Below are 21,367 nucleotides of genomic sequence, written 5' to 3'. Positions count from 1 at the left end.
CCCGGGAATGTCCGGGATGAAGGTCCTGGCTCAACGCAGGCAGGCGTCGAGCCGGTCGCGCTGGACCACGCCGATCCGCGCGGCAATCGAATTGCCATAGCGGCGGGTGAAGCCCTTCGGGGTGGCACCCGCCCGCTTCTTGGGTAGCGGCAGCACCGCCGCGATCCGCGCCGCCTCGGCCCGCGTCAGCGTGCCCGCGCCATGCTTGAAATAGCGTTGCGCGCCCGCTTCGACGCCATAGGTGCCGATGCCCGTCTCGGCGACGTTCAGATAGACTTCCATGATCCGCCGCTTGGGCCAGGCGAGTTCGATCAGGACGGTGAAATACGCTTCTAGCGCCTTTCGGAAATAGCCGCCGCCCTGCCACAGGAACACGTTCTTGGCCGTCTGCTGGCTGATCGTCGAACCGCCGCGCAGCACCTTGCCGCCCCTGGCATTGCGAACCATCGCCGCGGCGATGGAATCATAGTCGAACCCGTTATGCGTGCAGAAGCTTGAATCCTCCGCCGCGATGGCCGCTCGCGCCATGTCCGGGTCGATCCGATCGAGCGAGCGCCAGCTTTTCGTGGCGCCATGCCCGGCCAGCACGTCGCCCGCCATGGTCCAGGTAAATGGCGGCGGAACGAAGCGATAGACGACGACCATCAGCAGCGAGAGCGCAACGAAGCCCAGGATCGTCAGGCCCAGCCACCGGACGAGCCGCCGGCCGATCGATCTTCCGCCCGCTCCGCGAACCCTGCGCGCCTTACCGGCCATCGTTGCGCTCCCCGTTCATGCCCGGCTGTCTGGCCGATCCGGAACCGGCGAGCAAGGTGGGCAGGGAGCGTTTGCGGCAGTCTGCCCGGCCGATCGAAAGCGTGACAATGGCGCGCGCTGGCAATCCACCTATGCGCAAGTGTCCATCCAGGCTCCGCATGGCGATCAGCATTGCCCCACAGCAAAATGCCGGCACCCAGGGGGGATGCCGGCATCGCCGTCGGTTCGATTGCGTCAGCCTCGACGCCGGGTCGCGGCGGCGCTCGTCCGCCGCTCCGGTTCAGGCAGGCAGCAGGCGGCGGTCGCCCGCGATCCGCATCATCGCGCGCTGAAGCTTCTCGAACGCACGCACCTCGATCTGCCGGACGCGCTCGCGCGAGACGTTGTAGACTTGGCTGAGCTCTTCCAGCGTCTTAGGATCGTCGGTCAGGCGGCGCTCGGTCAAGATGTGCTTCTCGCGATCGTTCAGCTCGTCCATCGCCTCGACCAGCATGCCGTGACGCACGTCGGTCTCCTGCGCTTCGGCGACGACCTCGTCCTGCAGCTTTCCGTCGTCGACCAGCCAGTCCTGCCACTGACCCTCGCCGTCCTCGCGCATGGGGACGTTCAGCGACGTGTCGCCGCCCATCGCCATGCGACGGTTCATGCTGGTGACCTCGTCCTCGGTCACGCCCAGGTCCTTGGCGATCTTGGCGAGATGCTCAGGCGACAGGTCACCATCCTCGAACGCGTCGAGCTTGGCCTTCATCCGGCGCAGGTTGAAGAACAGCTTCTTCTGCGCCGCGGTGGTACCCATCTTCACCAGGCTCCACGACCGCAGGATGAACTCCTGGATCGACGCGCGAATCCACCACATCGCATAGGTGGCGAGGCGGAAGCCACGATCGGGCTCGAACTTCTTCACGCCTTGCATGAGGCCGATATTGCCTTCGGAGATCAGTTCGCTGACCGGCAGGCCATAGCCGCGATAACCCATCGCAATCTTCGCCACGAGGCGAAGGTGCGAGGTTACCAGCTGGGCCGCAGCCTCCGGATCGCCATGTTCCTGAAAGCGCTTGGCGAGCATATATTCCTGCTCTGGCGCCAGGATCGGAAACTTCTTGATCTCGGCCAGATAGCGGTTGAGGCTCTGCTCACCGCCCAGTGCGGGGATCGTCGCCGGGACGTTGCTTCCGCTTGCCATGATCACTTACTCCCTTTTTCTACGGGCCTTGCGTCCCTTACGAGGCGACGCGGCCGGGCGACCCTCGTTATACGACGAGCCTGTTGAACAGTTCCTGCATGTCGGCAGGCATTCTGCTTTCAAAAGCCAAAGCGTGGCCATTTAGGGGATGGATAAACCCCAGATGCGCCGCGTGTAAGGCCTGACGTTGGAAACCCAATGTTTCCACGACCTCGCGATGTTCCTTCTTCGTCTTTCCGTACACCGGATCGCCGACCAGCGGATGACCGATCGAACCCATATGCACGCGAACCTGGTGCGTGCGCCCGGTTTCAAGTCGACACTCGACCAGCGCCGCTTCGTACAGCGGCTTCAGCAGCGTCCAATGTGTCACCGCCCGCTTGCCACCGGCAACGATCGCCATCTTCTTGCGGTTCTGCGGCGAGCGCGCAAGCGGGGCGTCGATCGTGCCGCCAGAGGTTTTCGGTCGCCCCGAAACGATCGCCTTATAGCGCCGGTCGATCGAATGGTCCTTGAACTGCCGGGCCAGGCCGACATGCGCGCGATCGGTCTTCGCCGCCACCATCAGCCCCGACGTATCCTTGTCGATCCGGTGCACGATCCCCGGCCGCGCGACGCCGCCGATGCCGGACAGGCTGCCGCGGCAATGGTGCAGCAGTGCATTGACCAGCGTTCCGTCCAGATTGCCCGCTGCGGGATGCACCACCAGCCCGGCCTGCTTGTCGATCACGATGAGATGTTCGTCCTCGAACGCGATGTTGAGCGCGATATCCTGCGCTTCGTTATGCGCGGGATCGGGGTCGGGGACGTCGATGCGGAACAGTGCGCCGCCCGGCGCCTTTCGCTTGGGATCGCGCACCAGCCCGTCGGGTCCGGTCACCATGCCGGTCGAGATCAGCGCCTTGATCCGCTCGCGGGAGAGGGTCGGAAGGGCGTCAGCCAATGCACGGTCAAGCCGCCATCCGTCAGCCGTGTCCGCGATCCGCGCTTCGAGTGTGGAAACCCCCCGGTCCATTCTGCTAGCGAAATGGGGATGAAGCTGGCGATTTCAAGCTGTGTTATCGAACTAGTTCAGTCGGCCAGCAAACAGGCGCGGCCGAACGAGGCGTGCGGCCTGCTGTTCGGCACGACCGACCGCATTGGCCGGGCAACGATCGCCGCGAATGTCGCGCCCGATCCACGCCGCCATTTCGAGATCGACCCGGCCGCCCTGTTCGTTGCGCTGCGGGCCGAGCGGGCAGGGGGCGAGCGCCTGGCCGGCTACTGGCACTCGCACCCCTCGGGCATCGCGCGCCCGTCGGCCACCGATCTCGCGATGGCCGCGCCGGACGGTCGCTTGTGGCTGATCGAGGCCGACGGCGAACTCACCGCCTGGCGTGCGCCGGCCTCTCCCGGCGACACGTTCCGGCCCGTCGACTGGGTGATCGACTGACCGGCCTTCAATGGCCGCTGGCCAATGACGCAATGGCCGCGACCGCCTCGTCAAAACGCCCCTCTGCCTCGGCGTTGCGCAGGAACTTGACCCCCTCGACCAGAATCTCGCGCGGCGTCGGTTTCTGGCCGAACAGCGCCATCACCTCGTCCACGAACGCGTCCAGCGGCTGATAGCCCTCACGGTTAGCCTGGCCCGGCGTCAGGTCGGTGCGCACGGCGGGCGGCGCCAGTTCGATCACCTCGATCCTACCGGCCAGCGCCTCGCGTAGCGACACGGTATAGCTGTGCAACGCCGCCTTGGTCGCCGAATAGGTCGCCGTCGCAATCAGCGGCACGAACGCCAGGCCCGATGTCACGTTGACGATCGCCGCGTCCGGCTGGCCGGCCAGATGATCGACCAGCGCATTGGTCAGCCGGATCGGGCCGAGCAGGTTGGTGACCACCTGCGCCTCGGCGTCGGCCAGGTTCCGCCGGGTATCGACCGGCTCATAGCGCATGATCCCGGCATTGTTGATCAGCACGTTCAGCGTCGGATGCGCCGCAGTCAGCGCCGGCGCGAACGCTTCGATCGCACCGGCATCCTCGATGTCCAGCGTCATCGCGTGCATGTTCGCCCGGCCGGCGATCGTTGCCTCCAGCGCCTCGCGCCGCCGCCCGGCAACGATCACCGTGTTGCCGGCATCGTGGAAACGCTGCGCCAGCGCCGCGCCGATGCCCGATCCGCCGCCGGTGATGAGGATGGTGTTGTCGCGCTGCTTCATGACTGCCTCCTGTGTATCGAGGCCTCCGATCTAGGCCGCCGCTACCCACTGGAAAGAAGGCACCTGAAAGATTTATACGCACCCTATGGAGAGTATTGCGAAATCCAGCGAATGGCATGCCGCCGACCCCCGCGTTGACGCGCTGGTCAACGACCTGATCGGTGCGGTGGCCGACAAATGGACGATCATCATCCTCGAAACGCTGGAGGAGCGCGGCGAACTTCGCTTCACGCAACTGGCAAAGCTGATCCCCGACATCAGCCAGAAGATGCTGACCCAGACGCTGCGCCGGATGGAGCGCGACGGCATCGTCACGCGAACCGTCCACGCCGTGGTGCCGCCGCGCGTCGATTACCGGCTCACCCCGCTCGGCCACAGCCTGGGCGAAGCGTTCTGCGGCGTATGGCAATGGGCCGAAGCCAATCTGGATCAGGTCGCATCGGCGCGCGCCGCATTCGACCAGGCGCGGACGCCCTAGGGTCAGAGCCTTAGCGGCCTTGCGGCATGCAACCCACTGCGCCAAAAGGCGGGGCATCACAGGGAGCGTACCGCTTGAACATCTCCGCCACCGATTTCGCCAGCCTGCTGTGTTCGCGGCTGTGCCATGATTTGCTGAGCCCGGTCGGCGCGCTCAACAACGGGCTCGAGCTGCTTGCCGACGAGCATGATCCCGAAATGCGCCAGCGCTGCCTGGAGCTGCTTGCCGAAAGCGCGAAGGCCAGCGCGAACAAGCTCAAATTCTTCCGCCTGGCGTTCGGCGCGGCCGGCGGCTTCGGCGACACGGTCGACACGCGTGAGGCGCAGGCCGCGATCGAGGGGCTGTTCGGCGACAATCACCGCGTCACCGTCGGCTGGATGATCGAGGATCCGGTCCTGCCCAAACAGGCGATCAAGGTGTTGCTCAACCTCGCGCTCATCGGCGGCGACGCACTGGTACGCGGCGGTCAGCTCGACATCGGGGCAGAGGCGCATGACGGCGCTGCCGAGATCGTCGTGCGCGCCACCGGCCCGCGCATCGTCCTTGACCAGGAACTGCGCGGCGCGCTGACCGGCGGTGCTGGCGATATGCCGGTCACGCCGCGCGCCGCGGCTGCCTATCTCGTTCAGCAGCTGGTGGCGCAGGGCGGCGGCGAGCTGCAAGTCTCGCCGCCCGATGCCGAAGTGCTGTTGTTCGGCGCTGCCTTCAGCGCCTGATGGGCGTCGAAGCGGTCGCGATCACGCCGCGCGCGCGACAGCGGCGGGCGATTGCCGATCACTTCTGCGCGCAGCACGCGGTCACGCCCTATGATACCGTCCTCTACCGGCCGCCGCCGGCGCTGCGACCAGCGTTCGACGCGCTCCTGGCCGAGCGGCTGATCCGGCAGGAGGGCGATGCCTATTTCTGGCTCGACCTGCCGGCATGGGACGCCGCGGTCGAGCGTCGCCGCCGCAAGATGGTGCCGGTGGCGATCATCGTCTCGGTCGTGCTGGCGCTCGTCGTGATGCTCGGCTTCTACCAGGGTTAGGTCACTCGAAAGGCGACCCCGGCATTCGCTTCCAGCCGTTCGACCAGCGGCTGCGCCATCAGCGCTCCCGGCGTCCATACCCCGCCAGCGCCGTCGATCTCCAGCAGGCACAGCGCCGCCTCCGCGATCATCTTGGACGTCGAGCCATAGCCCGGGTCGCGGTCGCCGGTGACCGTCGCGGTCAGCCGCTCGCCATCCGGCATCTCGGCAATGAAGTCGATCTCGTAGAACCCCGCCTCGCGCTCGGCCTTGCTTGGCCCTTCGCCGGGTGCCGGCCCCTTGTCGCCGCTCATCGGGTTTAGCTTGGCGATGGCTTCCGCCGCCGCCTTGCCGATATCGCCCAGCCCGGGCGCGACCATCATCTCGTCATAGCGGAAGTCGGTGCCATAGGGATGGCCCGCCAGGAAGTTGGTGCGATGCACGTTCTTGGTATTGATCGCCGCCATCACGAACGGCGCGACCCAGCCGCCCACCGCTTCGTCATATTCGGGCAGCATCCCCTTGGGCTGGCTCGGGCCAGCAAAGCCCGGCGTCAGCGCGAACGGGTCGATCAGCAGCTTGAAGACCGACGGATTCTTCGCCGCCGCCGCAGCGGTCGCCTTGCCGCTGGCGAAGGTGCCGCCCGAAAAAGTGCCCTGCATCTTGCGCACTCGGCCTTTCACACGCGGTGTGGGCCGGCCGAACTTCGCCTTTGCTGCCTGCTGCACGGTCCACACGCCCAGGTCGAAGGGGATCGAATCGAACCCGCAGGAAAACACGATCCGCGCGCCGCTCGCCTTTGCCGCGGCGTCGTGCGCCGCGATCATGTCATGCATCCAGTTCGGCTCGCCGCACAGATCGACATAGCCGGTACCGGTCTCCACGCACGCCGCGACCAGGTCGCTGCCATAAAGCTGGTACGGCCCGACGGTCGAGATGACGACTCGTGCCCGCGCCGCCATAGCGCGAAGGCTTGCGGGATCGTCGGCGTTGGCTGTGATCATCGGCGTGGCAGCGGGCGCGCCGATCTCGTCGCGCACCGCCTGCAGCTTTGACAGCGAGCGCCCCGCCATCGCCCAGGCGATGCTACCGTCGCCATGGCGTTGCGCCAGATATTCGGCGACCAGCCGCCCCGTAAAGCCGGTCGCGCCATAAACGATCAGGTCGAGTTCGCGTGCCGCAGCTGCCATGTCATCCGCTCCTGTTTTCCCAAGCGGAGCAGACCGTCGGTGCGATTGCAAGCCTACCGCTTCTGCCGCGCGACGGCGTGCGCTTCCGCCCGCGACAGCAGCACGTCCAGATCCTCGCGACTGATGTCGAAGCTGTCCGCCATGTCGGCCAGCGCGGCGTCGATATCCTCGAGATGGAAGCCCGGCGGCGCGGCGGCGGGCGCGGGCTTGTGCGGATAGCTCTTGCCGGAAATGCGGTGGAACACGACGCCCAGCAGCACCAGCACGACGGCGTTCAGCGCCACCGGCACCACGGCAAAGGCATAGCCCGCATCATGGACCGCCTGGCTGCCGATCACCGCCGTCATCGCCGAAGCGCCGCCGGGCGGATGCAGGCACCGGCACAGCGACATCAGCGCGATCGCGCCGCCGACCGCCACGCCGGTCGCGATCGCCAGGTCAGGCACCGCCTTGAACGCCGCGATCCCGACCAAGGCCGACACCGTGTTGCCGCCGATGACGGACCAGGGCTGGGCCAGCGGCGAGGCCGGCACGGCAAAGACCAGCACCGCCGCCGATCCTATCGATGCGACGACCAGCGGCACGTCCGCGACCGGCAGTCGCATCCAGGCGCAGATCAGCGTGGTCAGCGCCAGGCAGATGGTCGCGCCAAAGCAGGCGATGGTCCGGTCGAGCGGTCGCGCGCCGGCAAGGATCGGTTGGAAGATGTGCCAGCCCATGGCGGGCCTGTAGCCGGGCAGGCTTGCCAAGATGGCGCAGCGATTCTTGTCGGTCGAGAATGCTGGGTTGTAGGGTCAGAGCAGGCTGCGGAACGTCACCGACCAGCGCGGCACCGCCAGGGGCGCGATGCTGTGTTCCCAATCATGCCGCGCTTCGCCGCTCAGGTGATAGATCGAACGGGGCGCGAGCGGCACGCTCCGTCGCTCGAATCCGCTCGGCGTGCGCCGCCGGAACCGCATCGTCGCTTCGTTGCCCAGTGAAATCCCGACCACATGCTCGAACACCGGGCGGTCGCGGTGCCAGCCGATGCCGGCACCCGGATCGTATCGGATGACCAGCGCTTGGACGAGCGATGCGACGTCCAGCCGTGCGAATGCCGCCGCGCGCTCGCGCAGCGGCATCAGCCAATCCGGCAATGGCTCGCTCGGGGCAAAGCTCGCGCGATCGAAATCATAGGTCCAGCCGAAGGACCGCGTCAGCCGCTTGCCCGTCCATCCCTGAAAGCGGAACGGCTCAAGCTCCACCGCATCGATCTGCGCAATCAGCATGCTCTCCTCGGCAGCGCTCAGCACACCCTCGTGGGTGGCCAGGCCAGGCAACAGCGGCGTGTCGAACAGATCGCGCATGATCGACATGTAGGAAGTGTCGGGCGGGCCGCCATCCAGCCTGCGAACGACGGGGGCAGGGCGCGGCTATTGAAAACCCCGGGCAAGGCCCCGACAATCACCGCATGGGGCAATTCGACATCTCCGGCACCGCCGACCTCGCGCGTTATCGGGTCCAGCGGCATTTTGCGGACCACCGTGCGCTCGCACCCGGTGACGCGATCGAATATGCGCCCAAGACCCCCGCCGAGCGCCGCGCGTTCGACAAGCTGCATGCCGCCGGCGTCATCCGCGAAACGCATCCTGCGCATTACTGGTTCGACCTCGACCGCATGGGTCGTGAGCGGCCGCCGCGCAAGGTGAAGACCTATGTCGCGCTGGCGCTGGGCGCGGTGGTTGCCGTGCTGACCTGGATGCTGGCTCGAAGCTAGCGTTCTGGACTCTAGGCCGTCTCGCTGAACTGCAGGCTGGCGAGCCTTGCATACAGCCCGCCCTTTGCCACCAGCTCGCCATGCGTGCCGGTTTCGACGATCCGCCCTTCGTCCATGACGATGATGCGTTGCGCCGCGCGGACGGTCGCCAGGCGATGCGCGATGACCAGCGTCGTCCGATCGGCCATCAGCCGGTCGAGCGCATCCTGCACCAGCCGCTCGCTCTCGGCGTCCAGCGCGCTCGTCGCCTCGTCCAGCAACAGGATCGGCGCATCCCGCAGCAGCGCGCGAGCGATGGCGAGCCTTTGGCGCTGACCGCCCGACAGCCGCGCGCCGTCCTCGCCCAGGAAGGTGTCGAGACCTTGCGGCAGTTCGCGCAGGAACTCCGCGGCATTGGCCGCTTCCGCGGCCTGCCAGATCTGGTCCTCGCTCGCGTCCCAGCGTCCATAGCGAAGGTTGTCGCGCGCCGATGCGGCGAAGATCACCGTCTCTTGCGGCACCATCGCCATCCGCGCGCGGATTTCGGCCGGGTCGGCCTGACGCACTGGAACGCCGTCGATGCGGATTTCGCCGGCCTCGGGGTCATAGAAGCGCTGGACCAGCTGGAACAGGGTCGACTTGCCCGCGCCCGACGGTCCGACCACCGCCACCGTCTCGCCCGCCGCGACCGACAGGGTGAAGTCGTTCAGCGCCGAAACCTCCGGGCGGGTCGGATAGTGGAAAGTGACATGGTCGAACTCGATCCGGCCTTGCGGCGGCAAGGGCAGGGCGGTCGGTCGCTCGGGGGCGGCGATGTCCGGCTCCTGGCCCAGCAGTTCGGCCAGGCGGCTCGCCGCCCCGGATGCGCGCAACAGGTCGCCATAGACTTCGACCAGCGCGCCGAACGCGCCGGTGACCAGGCCAGCCGTCAGGACGAAGGCGGTGATCGACCCGCCCGAGATGCGCCCCTCGGCCACACCATAGACGGCATCCCACATGATCAGCGTGATCGCGGTGAACAGGATGAGGATGACCAGCGCCGTCATCACCGCGCGCGTGCCAAAGCGCAGCCGCGCCGAGGCAAAGCCGCGATCGACCGCCGCCTGGAACCGCTCGCCCTCGCGCGCTTCCTGCCCGAATGCCTGCACGATCCGCATCGCGCCCAGCGTTTCGGATGCGATCGCACCGATATCCGCGACGCGGTCCTGGCTGGTACGCGACAGCCGTCGGACCTTGCCCCCCAGCCACATGATCGGCAGCACGACGACCGGAATGCCCAGGATCAGATAGGCGGCGATCTTGGGCGCAAGGACGAAGAGATAGATCGTGCCGCCGATCGCGATCAGCAGGTTGCGCAGCGCCACCGATACCGTCGTACCGACGATCTGCTCGACCACCGCGGTATCGGCGGTCAGGCGGCTGGCGATCTCGGACGGCCGGTTCTCCTCGAACCATTTCGGCGGCAGGCGCAGCAGGTTGCGGTGCACCGCTGCACGAAGGTCGGCGACCGTCCGCTCGCCCAGCCACGACACGAAGTAGAAGCGCATCGCCGTCGCCAGCGCCAGCACCACCACGACGCCCAGCAACCCGTGGAAATAAGGGCCGATCGCGGACGGATCAGAACCGGCGGCGAACCCCTTGTCCACCACTTCCTTGAAGGTGCGCGGGATCCACAGCGTCGCGCCCGCGGCGAACACCAGCGCCACGATCGCCAGGCCAAGTTGAAGCGGGTAGCCGCTGGCATAGCGCCACACCACGCGAAGACTGGACAGCTTGCGCGCCGGCGGCGGAGTGGAGGGCGGATCGGCCATGCGCGCCGCCTAGCGCGTGTGCGGCGTCAAGGGAACTGCCTTCCCGTATCGAACATTGGGTACGGGACCGTTGCACTGCAGCATCGGCCCGTGATAACCCATGTTACCGTCCTTGCCGGCGGTAGCGGGGTGGGGACCTTGACTGACCATGTTATATGACGCGTACGAACTTCAGAAATCGATGCTGGCGGGTGCCAGCGCATGGGCCAATTTCAGCGCCGGTCTGCTGAACAATCCGGCCAATCCGTTCGCCTATTTCGGTGGCGGGCCGATCGTCGCTTCGGCGCTGGAAGTCTTTGCCCACGCCGCCGCGCCGCGCGGCAAGCCGCAGTTCGCGCTCGATTTCACGACGATCGATGGCCGGCAGATCGAGGTGCATGAAGAGGTCGTGCTGCGCAAGCCCTTCGGCCAGCTCAAGCGCTTCGTTCGCGAGGGTGTCGAGGGTGGTCCCAAGCTGCTGATCGTCGCGCCGATGAGCGGCCATTACGCGACGCTGCTGCGCGGCACGGTCGGGCGGATGCTGCCGTTCGCCGACGTCTACATCACCGACTGGCGCGATGCGCGCAACGTGCCGCTGGCCGACGGGTGCTTCGACCTCGATGACTATATCGACTATGTGGTCGAGTTCCTGGCCGCGATCGGTGCCGAGGGAGACGCGCGCCCGCATGTGCTCGCCGTCTGCCAGCCTTCGGTCCCGGTCTATGCCGCCGTCGCGCTCATGAACGCGGACCAGCACCCCAACCGCCCGCGCACGCTGACCATGATGGGCGGGCCGATCGACACGCGCCAAGCGCCCACGGCGGTCAATACGCTGGCGACGGAGCGGCCGCACAGCTGGTTCGAGCAGAATGTGATCGCCACCGTGCCTGCGACCTATGCCGGGGCGGGCCGCCGCGTCTATCCCGGTTTCCTGCAGCTTGCGGGGTTCATGACCATGAACCTTGGCAATCACATGATCTCGCACTGGGAGATGTTCAAGCATCTGGTGAAGGGCGATGGCGAAAGCGCCGATGCGACGATGCGCTTCTATGACGAATATCGCTCGGTCTGCGACATGACGGCGGAATTCTATCTCCAGACGATCCACACCGTCTTCCAGGATCACTCGCTGCCTAAAGGGACGATGACGCATCGCGGCCGCCCGGTCGATCCCGCCGCGATCACCGACACTGCGATCCTGGCGATCGAGGGTGAGAAGGACGATATTTCCGGCCTTGGCCAGACCCGCGCCGCGCTCGACCTCGCGACCGCGCTGCCGGCCGACATGAAACACTACCACATGGCCACGAATGTCGGCCATTACGGCATCTTCAACGGCAGCAAATGGCGCGACCAGATCGCGCCGGTGCTGGAACAATGGATCGCCAGGTTCGACTGAGCGCGCCGCTCAGTCGTAGCGCAGCATCACGAATTCATAGGCGATCAGCGCGATTGCCGCCCAGGTCGCCAGGATGACCAGGATGCCCCAGCGGCTTACCGGCCGTTGCGATGCGGCTTGCGCGGTGGCGCGATGCTCCGCCAGCAGCTCGGCCGGCACAAGCTTGGCGAACAGCCACACGCCGGCCGGGATCAGCAGCGCGTCGTCGATCAGTCCCAATACGGGGATGAAGTCCGGCACCAGGTCGATCGGCGACAGCGCATAGCCGACCACCAGCATGCCGACCACCTTGGCGACCGCCGGCGTGCGTGGATCGCGAACCGCCAGCCAGATGGCGTGCGCCTCGATGCGGATGCGGTGCGCAAAGGATTGTCCCATCGCCACCGCATCGCGCATCGCGTGCAATCAAGTCAACGCATCGCTGAAGTCAGGTCAGCGCGGCGTGCTCTCCGCGGTCGTGTCGACCTTCGCGTGACTGCCGGATCCGTCGCTGCGGATCGTGCCGCCGAACAGCATCTTGACCCGGCCGGCCAACGAGATGTCGGTTTCCCACATTTCGGCGCTATCGATGTCGAACCGCAGCAGCGCGAGGTTTGGGTCGTCCTTGCCGCCCGGAAACCAGGCTTCGACCTGGCTGTTCCACAGCTTATCAATCTGCGCAAAGTCGTTGTCGATTCGCGCGGTGCCGGAAAGGCAGGCGAAGAAGTCGTGGCCCTTGCTCACGAACTGGACCATGCCCTTGCCGCCGCCGGCTGCGCGATTGTCCTTGCCGACGAAGAAGAACAGCGTGTCGACCTGATCCTGGTCCAGCTGGGCGGTCAGCGGTTCGTGGTGCCCGCCGCCCTCGACGCCCAGCATCACGAACGGGCTGTCGGCCAGCTTCTTCCAGAAGGTCTGCTTGATTTCGCGATTGTCCGCCATCGTATCTCTCCGTTGATCCGTGTCGCTGGAGAGAACGTGCGGGGGCGAAACGGTTTCCCGCCCCCGCGAAGAAGTTAGAGGACCTCGAACAGCCCCGCCGCACCCTGGCCGCCGCCGACGCACATCGTGACGACGACATATTTCGCACCGCGGCGCTTGCCCTCGATCAGCGCATGGCCGGTGCAGCGTGCGCCGGTCATGCCGAACGGATGACCGATCGAGATCGAGCCGCCATTGACGTTGAGCAACTCGTCCGGAATGCCGAGCTTGTCGCGGCAATACAGCACCTGCACCGCGAACGCCTCGTTCAGCTCCCACAGCCCGATATCGTCCATCTTGAGGTCGAACCGCTCGAGCAGCTTGGGGATGGCATAGACCGGGCCGATGCCCATTTCGTCCGGCTCGGTTCCGGCCACCGCCATGCCGACATAGCGGCCAAGCGGGGTTAGCCCGCGCTTCTCGGCCAGCTTCTCTTCCATCAGCACCGCGGCCGACGAACCGTCCGACAGCTGCGAGGCATTGCCCGCCGTAATCGTATAGCCTTCGCCCATCACCGGCTTCAGGCTGGCAAGCCCTTCCAGCGTCGTGTCGGGGCGGTTGCAATCGTCGCGGTCGGCGGGGACCTCCTTATAGGTCACTTCCTTGGTTTCCTTGTTCACCACCGCCATCGTCGCCTGACAGGCGATGATCTCGTCGTCATATTTGCCTGCGGCCTGCGCCGCCGCGGTGCGCTGCTGCGAGCGAAGCGAATATTCGTCCTGCGCCTCGCGCCCGATGCCGTAACGCTTGGCTACGACCTCGGCCGTGCCGATCATCGGCATATAGGTGTCCTTGTGCATCTTGAGCAGTTCGGCGTCCGGCTCGATGAACAGCTTCCCGCTGCCCGAAACCTTGGAAATGCTCTCGACGCCGCCCGCGACGCACACGTCCATGCGATCGACGATGATCTGCTTGGCGGCGGTTGCGATGGTCATCAGGCCCGACGAGCATTGCCGGTCGATCGACATGCCCGGGACGGTGACTGGCAGGCCCGCGCGCAGGGCGATCAGGCGCCCGACATTGGGCGATTGCGATCCTTGCTGGACCGCCGCGCCGATCAGCACGTCGTCCACTTCGCCGCCCTCGATCCCGGCGCGCTCGACCGCCGCCTTGACCGAAAAGGCGCCGAGCGTGGCGGAGGGCGTGTTGTTGAACGCGCCGCGCGCCGCCTTGGTCAGCGGGGTGCGGGCGGTCGAAACGATGACGGCTGAACGCATGAAGTGACTATCCTCTCAAGGGGGTGAATGGGAATTGCGGTTAAACGAAAATCTGGCTGATCCACTCGGCTATCATGGCGGGCTTGGCCTCGCCTTCGATCTCGATGGTAAGCTCCACGGTTTGCTGCCACTGGCCGGGCCGCTTCTCGACCAGCTCCAGCGTGCGGAAATGCCCTCGTACTCGCTTGCCCGATCGAACCGGCGCGATGAAGCGGACTTTGTTGCCGCCATAGTTCACGCCCATCTTCACGTCGGCGACGCGCGGCATGTCGACCTTCGATTTCAGCAGCGGCATCAAGGACAGCGTCAGAAAGCCATGGGCGATCGTGCCGCCGAACGGGGTCTGCGCGGCGCGCGCGGGGTCGACATGGATGAACTGGTGATCGCCGGTCGCCTGCGCGAACTGGTCGATCATCGCCTGCGTGACCTCGACCCAGTCCGATGTGCGCGGATCCTCGCCCAGCGCGGCCAGTTCGTGGATCGTGATCGTGTCCGACATCGCCATACCTCGCATCGTTGGCGCATCTACGCGCAAACCGACCGAGTCGGCAAGCGATTGCCTACTGCAATTGCGAAGCCGGCTGATGCCGTAAGGGAAAGTTCCGCGATTCCGCCAAACCCGATATTCTAAAAGTAGGAATGGCGGGTGTGGCGCATGAAGGGCGCGTCGATTTCATCGACATCGTTCTTGGACCGGCCGCTTCAGCGCTCGTCATCGTCCTTGTCGACCCGCATCACTGGCTGCACGTCGGGATATGGCGGGATCAGCGTGCCATCGGGCGCGGCGGTGTAGGACGTTTGCGTGGGGTAGGGGATGACGATCTTCTCTTCCGCAAATCGGCGCAGGATTTCGATCATCACCTTGTCGCGGGTCAGGTGCGCAGTTGGCCAGTCGTTGCCCGGAATGTCGAATTCCAGTGCCAGGTCGACCGAACTGGCGCCAAATGTCTCGAAGCTCGACCTCGCCACCTTCGCGCCGGCTCCTTCGGCGATTTCGCGAAGGATATCGGGCACGCGTTGCAGCACGTCCGGCGGCGTTTCATAGGCGACGCCGATCGGCAGCTTGATGCGAACATGGTCGCGCCAGCTCGTGTTCTGGATTTCCTTGTCCAGCAGTTGCTTGTTGGCGATGATCCGCTCCTCGCCGGTAAAGGCGCGGATGCGGGTAGATTTGAGTCCGATCGACTCGATCGTGCCGCTCGTCTGGTCATAGGCGATGTTGTCGCCACGCCGGAACGGGCGGTCGAAGATGATCGCCAGCGCCGCGAACAGGTCGGCGAAGATGCCCTGGGCGGCCAGACCGATGGCAATGCCGCCGACGCCAAGCCCCGCAACCAGGCCGGTGACGTTCACGCCCAGATTGTCGAGCACCACCACCAGCGCGATGGCGAAGAGGGCGAAGGTGACGAGCAGCCGGATCAGGCCCAGCGCCGAAAGCAGCGCCTCGCCGTGATAATTCTCGCTCTCGGTCTTCTTCTCGATCGCGCCCAGGATGATCTCGCGCGCCCAGATCGCTGCCTGGAACACGGCGGCCAGCGTGAACAGGAAATCGACCGTCTTGGCGACCATCTCGGGCGGCTGCGCATAGCCTGATACTAGCTTTGCGGCCGTCATGACGATGAAGAAATTGCCTGTCTTGGCGACCGCCCGGCCCAGGATCGTGCCCCAGCCGGCCGGGCCGACCGAATGCTCGCACAGCTTCATGCCCCAGCGGCGCAGCATGTGCAGGATCGCCACGATGGCGACCGCGACGCCGGTCGCGATCAGGATCTGCAGCCAGTGCGTGCCGAGCCAGGCGATGCCGTCGTTCCACAGCGTTTGCAATTGCGCCTGAACGCTTTCGGACGTGATCTTGGCGGAGCGCTCCGCCGCAGCGACGCTATTGTTGGCAACGGTCATGAAAGTCCCTTCAGGCGGCCTTGGCCGAGATCGCGGCGCCGTCGAGGAAGGCGATCAGCCCCCGCTCGGCGCGCGTGAGGTATCGGGTCGAGCGCGGCAAACATAGCGCATTGCGAAAGCTTGCCTGCGCCTCGCGATCCTTGGTCAGTTCGATCAATGCCGGGTGAACATAGGATTTGCGCGCGATTGCCGGCGTGTTGCCCAACGCTTCCGTTACGGGGGCGAGCATCGACTTCAGCCCGACATAGGAATCGGCGGTCGCCAGCGTCTCGAAGGCGATGACGCTCGCACCCCAGGTGCGGAAATGTTTCGCCGTGAAATCGTCCCCCATCGCCTCGCGGATATAGTCGTTCACGTCGCCCGACGTCACGGGATGCGCTTCACCGGCATCGTCGAGCCAGCGGAACAGATGCTGGCCGGGCAGATCCTGGCATTTCTTGACGAAGGACGACAGGCTGCCGTCGGTGATCGTCATCACCCGCAGCTTCCCCGACTTGGCGACATATTGCAGTTTCAGCTTGTTGCCCTTCACCACTGCGTGGCGCTTGCGCAACGTGGTCGCGCCGAAACTCTTGTTCGCGGCGGCATATTGCTCGTTCCCCACGCGCACATGGCCCAGGTCCAGCAGGCGGACGACCGCCGCGACCGCGCGCTCCTTGCTCAGCGATCGCTTGCGCAAGTCGGCGTCGATCCGCGCGCGCAGCTTGGGCAGCTTGTGCCCGAACTGGCTGCAGCGATCATATTTGGCCGCCTCCTGCGCCGCGCGGAATTCGCCGTGATAGCGATACTGCTTGCGGCCGCGATCATCGATGCCGGTCGCCTGCAGATGGCCGTTTGCGTCGGGACAGAACCAGGCATTGGTATAGGCCGGCGGCAGGCCGATCGCGTTCAGCCGGTCGATTTCGTCCCGGTCGGTGATGCGGTTGCCCGCCGCATCGAAATAGCCCCAGCCATGGCGCATCTTGCGCCGCGTGATGCCGGGTTTGCTGTCGTCGCAGTAACGAAGTTTCGCCATGCCTTCTGCAATGCGCATCCCGCCGCATCGTTCCGGAACCTGGGCGCGCAGGGGCGGTTGAGCGACCGACTTCCCCGCCGAACTGGAGATTTACGATGTCCCTCGCCGAAACCCATGTCCTCATGATCGCCACCGACGGCTTTGAGGAGTCGGAGCTGATGAAACCGCGTCAGGCGCTGCTCGACGCCGGGGTGAAGGTCACGCTCGCCTCGCTCAAGACCGACCCCATCCAGGGCGAGGTGCAGGGCAAGCCCGGCGCCACGATCACCCCGGACATCACGGTCGAGGATGTCGACAGCGACGATTACGACGCGCTGGTCCTGCCCGGCGGCGTCGGCAATCCCGACAAGCTGCGCATGGACGACACCACCGTCGGCCTGGTCCAGGAATTCTTCGACGACGGCAAGACGGTCGCGGCGATCTGCCACGCCCCCTGGCTGCTGGTCGAGGCCGATGTGCTCGACGGCAAGCGCGCGACCGGCTGGCCCTCGGTCCGCACCGACATGGAGAATGCCGGGGCCGATGTGGTGGACGAGGAAGTCGTCGTCGACGGCAACCTCATCACCAGCCGCAATCCCGACGACATCCCGGCCTTTGTCGACGCGATCAAGCAGGCGCTGACGCAAGCGCTGGAAACCGCCGACGAATGACCGGGTAACCGGCTGGTGACGGTTGCGGGCGCATGAGGGGCGGCAAATCTGCCGGAGTCCCTCATGCGCCTGCCGCTCGCCGTCCTCGCTCTTCTCGCCACCACCGCGCCCGCGGTCCCGCAGCCCTCGGCCGCCTTCACCGTCACCGAAACCGGCCGCCGCTTCGCCAGCCTGCAGGATGCGGTGAGCGCGATCGGCCAGGGCCGCGGCACCATCCGCATTGCGCCCGGCCGCTATGGCGAGTGCGCGGTGCAGGAGGCGGGCGACATCGCCTATACCGCCGAAGTCCCTGGCAAGACGATCTTCGACCAGGCGATCTGCGAGGGCAAGGCGACGCTCGTCCTGCGCGGCCGCTCGGCCAGCGTCGACGGCATCGTCTTCACCCGCACGCTGGTCGAGGATGGTAACGGCGCTGGCATCCGGCTCGAGACCGGCGACTTGTCGGTCAGCAACGCGATGTTCCTCGACGGCCAGTGCGGCATCCTCACCGCCACCTTCCCGCAGGGGCGCATCACCATCGACCGCTCGACCTTTGCCGGCCTGGGCAAGGACCCGACCGGTGCCGGCGCGCACGCCATCTATGTCGGCGCCTATGGCTCGCTCAAGGTCACGCGCAGCCGGTTCGAGCGCGGCACCGGCGGCCATTACCTCAAGGTCCGCGCCCCCGTGGTCGAGATCCTCGACAACAGCTTCGACGACAGCAAGGGCCGCAACACCAACTATTCGATCGACCTGTCCAACGGCGCCAGCGGCCGCATCGCCGGCAATTCGTTCGAACAGGGGCCGAACAAGGACAATTACGGCACGATGATCGCCGTCGCACCCGAAGGGCGCAAGCACGACAGCTCGGGCTTGGTGGTCGAGGGGAACAAGGCCTGGCTCTCCCCCGCGTTCAGGGAAAGCACCACCTTCGTCGGCAACTGGAGCCGCGACGCGGTCACCGTGCGCGACAACGACCTCGCCGACCGCATCGCCCCGCTCGCGCGCCGCTGGTCCGTCCCGCACGCAAATGGGGAGCGAGACCGCGCAGCGGCGTGGGTGAGGGGGCTCGCTCCAAAGCACCGCCTCCGATCCCGTCAGCCCGCATCCTTGCGCGCCCGCTTCACGCGCCGCTTGTGCGCCGTGGGCAGCGAGCGGTCGATCACGCCGGGGTCGATCCGCCGCGCATCGTCCAGCCGCGCGCGCTGCGCCACGATCTCGGGCGGCTCGGGCGGCAGGCTGACCCAGTCGGCAGCGTCCACATGCCCGCCATCCGCGCCGATCTGCTCCCACGGCACTTCGTCCGGCACCAGCGGCGCCCATTCCTCCAGTTCGATCAGCTCTTCCAGCTCGCCGCGATGCTCCATCCTGCCCGCCGGCGTCGCGACGAACGGCTCGTCCGGATCGTCCTCCGCCGCATCGCGCGCCGCCGTGCCACCGCGTTCCATCAGCGCATCGGCTTCGCGCCGCCGCGCCGCACAGTCGGCCAGCGCCGCCATGATCGCCGCCTGCGCCGCATCGTCCAGCTCGACCCCGGCAAAGTCCTCGATCCGCTCTGAACTTGCCGCGATCCGCGCCGCCGCCTCCGCGTCGCCGCCGCGCACGCTCGTCTTCATCGTCATCGATCGCGCCTCGGCCACAGCCCCCGCCGCACCGCCCGCCGCGCTCGCTCCCGCCGCAGCGCCCGACGCGGCACCCGCGCCAGCCCGCGCGCTCGCCCGGCTCGAGAAATAGTTGATCGTCGTCCGCTTGCCGTTCGCGTCCTGGCCATAATGGCGCAGGCAGAACATCAGCAGCGCGTCGTTGCGCCCCCGGCAAAAGCCCATCAGCTTGCCCGCCACGAACACCGGCGACAGCTGGCCTTCGATCGCGCGCTCGAACGCCACGTCCTTCAGCCGCATGACGCCAAAGTCCAGCGCCGCCTCCCACGCCGCGCGAAAGCTCTCCGCCCCCGGCGCCCGCCGCAGCGTATAGCAGTTCGCCTGCGCCATATTCACTTGCCGAGCCGCCCGGCTGACGCACCCGGTATCCGCCAGCGCCTCGATAAACGCCCGCTGCCGTTCGGGCGTCCATCCGTCATGGCGATGGGTCTGGCGCGGGACGGGCGTGAAGTCGGGCAGGGCGGGGCGATCCTCCCGCTTTACCGGCACCCGGTTCTGCATGTGTGTTCCCCCTGGCGAGTTGCTCAACCGGCCAGGGTGTAGGCAGAGGGGAGGAGTGTAGGAAAGAATTTTGTGCCTGGTTTGTTCCGGCACTATAGAATACCGGAACTGGGCCGACAGCGGACTGATCGCTTCTCGGAACTAATCGTTAGGGCCCCCGCCGATGCGTTCGACGTTCAGCTAGGAGTCGATAGAATGACCCGCCCCAGCGTCTCTACCCGCAAACCCGATCAGCATGAGGTCCAATAGTCACAGCCTCGCTCAGCGTAGCACCGCCAGCAGCAAATCCGGCTCGACAAGCGCCAGACGAAGAACACCTAGGCAAATCCCCAACCGCTGATAGTCTCGGGTCCATGTTAACCGAAGATCAGATCGAAGCCGTTCTCAACGATACCTTTTTCCGCTGGGGTAAGGACCGGGAAGCCGAGGTTACGCCTAGTGTGAAGTTCGCGCACTACACGAGCGCACAGGTGGCCATGGACATCATCAAGGCCCCAGACGAGGACCGCTGCCTCTGGCTCCGCAATGCCATGTTGATGAACGATTTCAGCGAGATTGAGTATGGCCAGCAGTTGCTCCGGTTGAGCCTCACGAACGAGCAGCTACGCAATCGGCTCATCGAGGCCTGCAACGACATCCATGAGGGGATCCTTGGTGCCTTCAGGATGATCGACCAGGAAGTCTACGCGATCAAGCGCAGTACCTATCTGCTGAGTCTCGCCCTTCACAAGGGTGCTGAACTTCACCAGGGCAAGTTGAGCATGTGGCGCGCCTATGGCGGCGACACGAACGTCTGCATCCTCCTCAACCCCGAAGCCTTCATGACCCCGCAGTCGGCCTATGACGCGGTGATCGCTCCCGTGGATTATGGCGGCCCCGGCAAGTTTGTGGAGGGCGTAGCGGCCATCGTTGAAACGATGATCGCGAACCGAGACGCGCTGCGACAGATCGACCCGGAGACGGTCAAAACGAACCTTAAATATGCGCTCGACGTGATGATCCTCTCCACCAAACATCCTGGGTTCGAGGAGGAGAACGAGTGGCGCGTTATTAACCGAGCACAGCTGACCCCCGCGCCCAATAGCCCGCCAAGCAAGATCGTCAGCGTCAACGGGATCGTACAGAAGGTGTTCTACCTGCCGATGAAGAACATTCCCGAGCACGACGTGGCGAACGCGGACATCAACACGCTACTGTTCAAGATACTCATTGGCGAAACGCCTAACCCCGATCTTGTGTGGGAAGGCTTCGTCACTCTGCTCGCGGAGAACGGCATCCAGAACCCCGTGGATAAAGTGATCGCCTGCAACATACCGCTGCGCCGTTGAGAAAACCTCCGCGCGAACAGATACTAGATGCCATGGTGCCGTGGATGGACGGAATACGGGCCTATCCCGGCTTCTCTGATTGGAAGCGCAAGGCTATTGCCCACATCATCGACTATGGCGAGCGAACGGGCATCGAGCAGAAGAAGCCCTGCCAAGAGGAGTTCAAGTTTCCGCTCGACATAGAACGACAACACGCGGCGATGATGAGCTACCTCAGCCTCAGTGTCACCCACAACGCGATGGCTGCTACCGAATTCTACTTTAGGCGCTATCCATTCCAGAGCCTCCCCGTTACAAGTGACGTGACCCCCGCCTTTCATCCAGCGGCAACCAGAGACCGACCGGTGTTGTCGCGCATGAGCGCAGGTGAAGCAACGGGCGGGGTTAACCCCGCCCGTTGCTGTTCAAGTTCGGCGGCGAACGCC

24 protein-coding genes are annotated in these 21,367 nt (G+C 65.8%); 10 read left to right on the top strand and 14 right to left on the bottom strand.

The window, feature by feature from the left end; all coding sequences use genetic code 11:
• Nucleotides 1-30: 30 nt before the first annotated feature.
• The 3 genes from mtgA to BFL28_RS12525 form a co-directional block, all read right to left on the bottom strand.
• On the bottom strand, nucleotides 31-756 hold the full coding sequence (gene mtgA, locus BFL28_RS12540) for a monofunctional biosynthetic peptidoglycan transglycosylase (protein WP_069320888.1): 726 nt from the start codon (nucleotides 754-756) through the stop codon (nucleotides 31-33).
• 280 nt (nucleotides 757-1,036) lie between these two features.
• Nucleotides 1,037-1,939, bottom strand: coding sequence for an RNA polymerase sigma factor RpoH (gene rpoH, locus BFL28_RS12530; RefSeq protein ID WP_069320899.1), 903 nt, complete (start codon nucleotides 1,937-1,939; stop codon nucleotides 1,037-1,039).
• 67 nt (nucleotides 1,940-2,006) lie between these two features.
• On the bottom strand, nucleotides 2,007-2,954 hold the full coding sequence (locus BFL28_RS12525) for an RluA family pseudouridine synthase (RefSeq protein WP_069320886.1): 948 nt from the start codon (nucleotides 2,952-2,954) through the stop codon (nucleotides 2,007-2,009).
• 18 nt (nucleotides 2,955-2,972) lie between these two features.
• On the opposite strand from BFL28_RS12525, the gene BFL28_RS12520 reads away from it, so the two are divergent.
• On the top strand, nucleotides 2,973-3,371 hold the full coding sequence (locus BFL28_RS12520; protein ID WP_069320898.1) for a M67 family metallopeptidase: 399 nt from the start codon (nucleotides 2,973-2,975) through the stop codon (nucleotides 3,369-3,371).
• Between the two features lie 7 nt (nucleotides 3,372-3,378).
• Here the strand turns inward: BFL28_RS12520 and BFL28_RS12515 are convergent, their stop codons facing one another.
• The gene (locus BFL28_RS12515; RefSeq protein WP_069320885.1) at nucleotides 3,379-4,134 is read right to left on the bottom strand and encodes an SDR family oxidoreductase; all 756 of its coding nucleotides are present in this window, start codon (nucleotides 4,132-4,134) and stop codon (nucleotides 3,379-3,381) included.
• Between the two features lie 85 nt (nucleotides 4,135-4,219).
• On the opposite strand from BFL28_RS12515, the gene BFL28_RS12510 reads away from it, so the two are divergent.
• From BFL28_RS12510 to BFL28_RS12500, 3 genes are all read left to right on the top strand, one after another.
• On the top strand, nucleotides 4,220-4,612 hold the full coding sequence (locus BFL28_RS12510; protein WP_069320884.1) for a winged helix-turn-helix transcriptional regulator: 393 nt from the start codon (nucleotides 4,220-4,222) through the stop codon (nucleotides 4,610-4,612).
• A 74-nt stretch (nucleotides 4,613-4,686) separates the two neighbouring features.
• Nucleotides 4,687-5,328 carry a histidine phosphotransferase family protein gene (locus tag BFL28_RS12505; protein WP_069320883.1) on the top strand — a complete coding sequence of 214 codons (642 nt, stop codon included), beginning with the start codon at nucleotides 4,687-4,689 and terminating at the stop codon, nucleotides 5,326-5,328.
• Complete coding sequence (locus BFL28_RS12500; RefSeq protein WP_069320882.1) at nucleotides 5,328-5,639, top strand: hypothetical protein; 312 nt, start codon at nucleotides 5,328-5,330, stop codon at nucleotides 5,637-5,639. The genes BFL28_RS12505 and BFL28_RS12500 overlap by 1 nt, the downstream gene beginning before the upstream one ends.
• Here BFL28_RS12500 and BFL28_RS12495 read toward each other — a convergent pair.
• From BFL28_RS12495 to BFL28_RS12485, 3 genes are all read right to left on the bottom strand, one after another.
• Nucleotides 5,636-6,808, bottom strand: a complete 1,173-nt coding sequence (locus BFL28_RS12495) for a saccharopine dehydrogenase family protein (protein ID WP_069320881.1) — start codon at nucleotides 6,806-6,808, stop codon at nucleotides 5,636-5,638. The two genes, BFL28_RS12500 and BFL28_RS12495, sit on opposite strands and share 4 nt — an antisense overlap.
• A 53-nt stretch (nucleotides 6,809-6,861) precedes the next feature.
• A complete protein-coding gene (locus tag BFL28_RS12490; RefSeq protein ID WP_069320880.1) occupies nucleotides 6,862-7,527 on the bottom strand; it encodes an HPP family protein in 666 nt (221 codons plus the stop codon).
• Between the two features lie 75 nt (nucleotides 7,528-7,602).
• Nucleotides 7,603-8,163, bottom strand: a complete 561-nt coding sequence (locus BFL28_RS12485) for an alpha-ketoglutarate-dependent dioxygenase AlkB (RefSeq protein WP_069320879.1) — start codon at nucleotides 8,161-8,163, stop codon at nucleotides 7,603-7,605.
• 95 nt (nucleotides 8,164-8,258) lie between these two features.
• Here BFL28_RS12485 and BFL28_RS12480 point away from each other — a divergent pair, with 95 nt between their 5' ends.
• A complete protein-coding gene (locus tag BFL28_RS12480) occupies nucleotides 8,259-8,564 on the top strand; it encodes a hypothetical protein (protein ID WP_069320878.1) in 306 nt (101 codons plus the stop codon).
• Nucleotides 8,565-8,575: 11 nt separating this feature from the next.
• Here the strand turns inward: BFL28_RS12480 and BFL28_RS12475 are convergent, their stop codons facing one another.
• The gene (locus BFL28_RS12475) at nucleotides 8,576-10,354 is read right to left on the bottom strand and encodes an ABC transporter transmembrane domain-containing protein (protein ID WP_069320877.1); all 1,779 of its coding nucleotides are present in this window, start codon (nucleotides 10,352-10,354) and stop codon (nucleotides 8,576-8,578) included.
• 148 nt (nucleotides 10,355-10,502) lie between these two features.
• Between BFL28_RS12475 and BFL28_RS12470 the strand changes: the two genes are divergently transcribed.
• Nucleotides 10,503-11,732, top strand: a complete 1,230-nt coding sequence (locus tag BFL28_RS12470; protein ID WP_069320876.1) for a polyhydroxyalkanoate depolymerase — start codon at nucleotides 10,503-10,505, stop codon at nucleotides 11,730-11,732.
• A 9-nt stretch (nucleotides 11,733-11,741) separates the two neighbouring features.
• Here BFL28_RS12470 and BFL28_RS12465 read toward each other — a convergent pair whose 3' ends face one another.
• The 6 genes from BFL28_RS12465 to BFL28_RS12440 all read right to left on the bottom strand — a co-directional run bounded on the left by BFL28_RS12465 (nucleotide 11,742) and on the right by BFL28_RS12440 (nucleotide 16,823).
• A complete protein-coding gene (locus tag BFL28_RS12465; protein WP_241527319.1) occupies nucleotides 11,742-12,128 on the bottom strand; it encodes a YkvA family protein in 387 nt (128 codons plus the stop codon).
• Between the two features lie 36 nt (nucleotides 12,129-12,164).
• Entirely contained in the window at nucleotides 12,165-12,653 is a 489-nt protein-coding gene (locus BFL28_RS12460) for a pyridoxamine 5'-phosphate oxidase family protein (protein ID WP_069320875.1), read from the bottom strand.
• A 74-nt stretch (nucleotides 12,654-12,727) separates the two neighbouring features.
• Nucleotides 12,728-13,909 (bottom strand): acetyl-CoA C-acyltransferase, encoded by a 1,182-nt coding sequence (locus BFL28_RS12455; protein ID WP_069320874.1) that lies wholly within the window; start codon nucleotides 13,907-13,909, stop codon nucleotides 12,728-12,730.
• 40 nt (nucleotides 13,910-13,949) lie between these two features.
• Nucleotides 13,950-14,408 carry a MaoC family dehydratase gene (locus tag BFL28_RS12450; protein WP_241527318.1) on the bottom strand — a complete coding sequence of 153 codons (459 nt, stop codon included), beginning with the start codon at nucleotides 14,406-14,408 and terminating at the stop codon, nucleotides 13,950-13,952.
• A 203-nt stretch (nucleotides 14,409-14,611) separates the two neighbouring features.
• Complete coding sequence (locus tag BFL28_RS12445; protein WP_079247115.1) at nucleotides 14,612-15,808, bottom strand: mechanosensitive ion channel family protein; 1,197 nt, start codon at nucleotides 15,806-15,808, stop codon at nucleotides 14,612-14,614.
• 10 nt (nucleotides 15,809-15,818) lie between these two features.
• Complete coding sequence (locus tag BFL28_RS12440) at nucleotides 15,819-16,823, bottom strand: DNA topoisomerase IB (protein ID WP_241527317.1); 1,005 nt, start codon at nucleotides 16,821-16,823, stop codon at nucleotides 15,819-15,821.
• Nucleotides 16,824-16,918: 95 nt separating this feature from the next.
• Between BFL28_RS12440 and BFL28_RS12435 the strand changes: the two genes are divergently transcribed.
• The 4 genes from BFL28_RS12435 to BFL28_RS12420 all read left to right on the top strand — a co-directional run.
• On the top strand, nucleotides 16,919-17,473 hold the full coding sequence (locus tag BFL28_RS12435; protein ID WP_069320871.1) for a type 1 glutamine amidotransferase domain-containing protein: 555 nt from the start codon (nucleotides 16,919-16,921) through the stop codon (nucleotides 17,471-17,473).
• A gap of 63 nt (nucleotides 17,474-17,536) precedes the next feature.
• Nucleotides 17,537-19,186 carry a right-handed parallel beta-helix repeat-containing protein gene (locus BFL28_RS21795; RefSeq protein ID WP_069320870.1) on the top strand — a complete coding sequence of 550 codons (1,650 nt, stop codon included), beginning with the start codon at nucleotides 17,537-17,539 and terminating at the stop codon, nucleotides 19,184-19,186.
• Nucleotides 19,187-19,967: 781 nt separating this feature from the next.
• Nucleotides 19,968-20,942 carry a DUF2971 domain-containing protein gene (locus BFL28_RS12425; RefSeq protein WP_069320869.1) on the top strand — a complete coding sequence of 325 codons (975 nt, stop codon included), beginning with the start codon at nucleotides 19,968-19,970 and terminating at the stop codon, nucleotides 20,940-20,942.
• A 32-nt stretch (nucleotides 20,943-20,974) separates the two neighbouring features.
• Nucleotides 20,975-21,367, top strand: a 393-nt coding sequence (locus BFL28_RS12420) for a hypothetical protein (RefSeq protein WP_206599111.1), incomplete at its 3' end; no start/stop codon positions are given.

It is taken from the genome of Sphingomonas turrisvirgatae (assembly GCF_001721295.1).
In the GTDB taxonomy this organism is placed as follows: domain Bacteria; phylum Pseudomonadota; class Alphaproteobacteria; order Sphingomonadales; family Sphingomonadaceae; genus Sphingomonas; species Sphingomonas turrisvirgatae.
The sequence above is the reverse complement of the archived record's forward strand: the minus strand, read 5'-3'. Positions and strand labels throughout refer to the sequence as shown.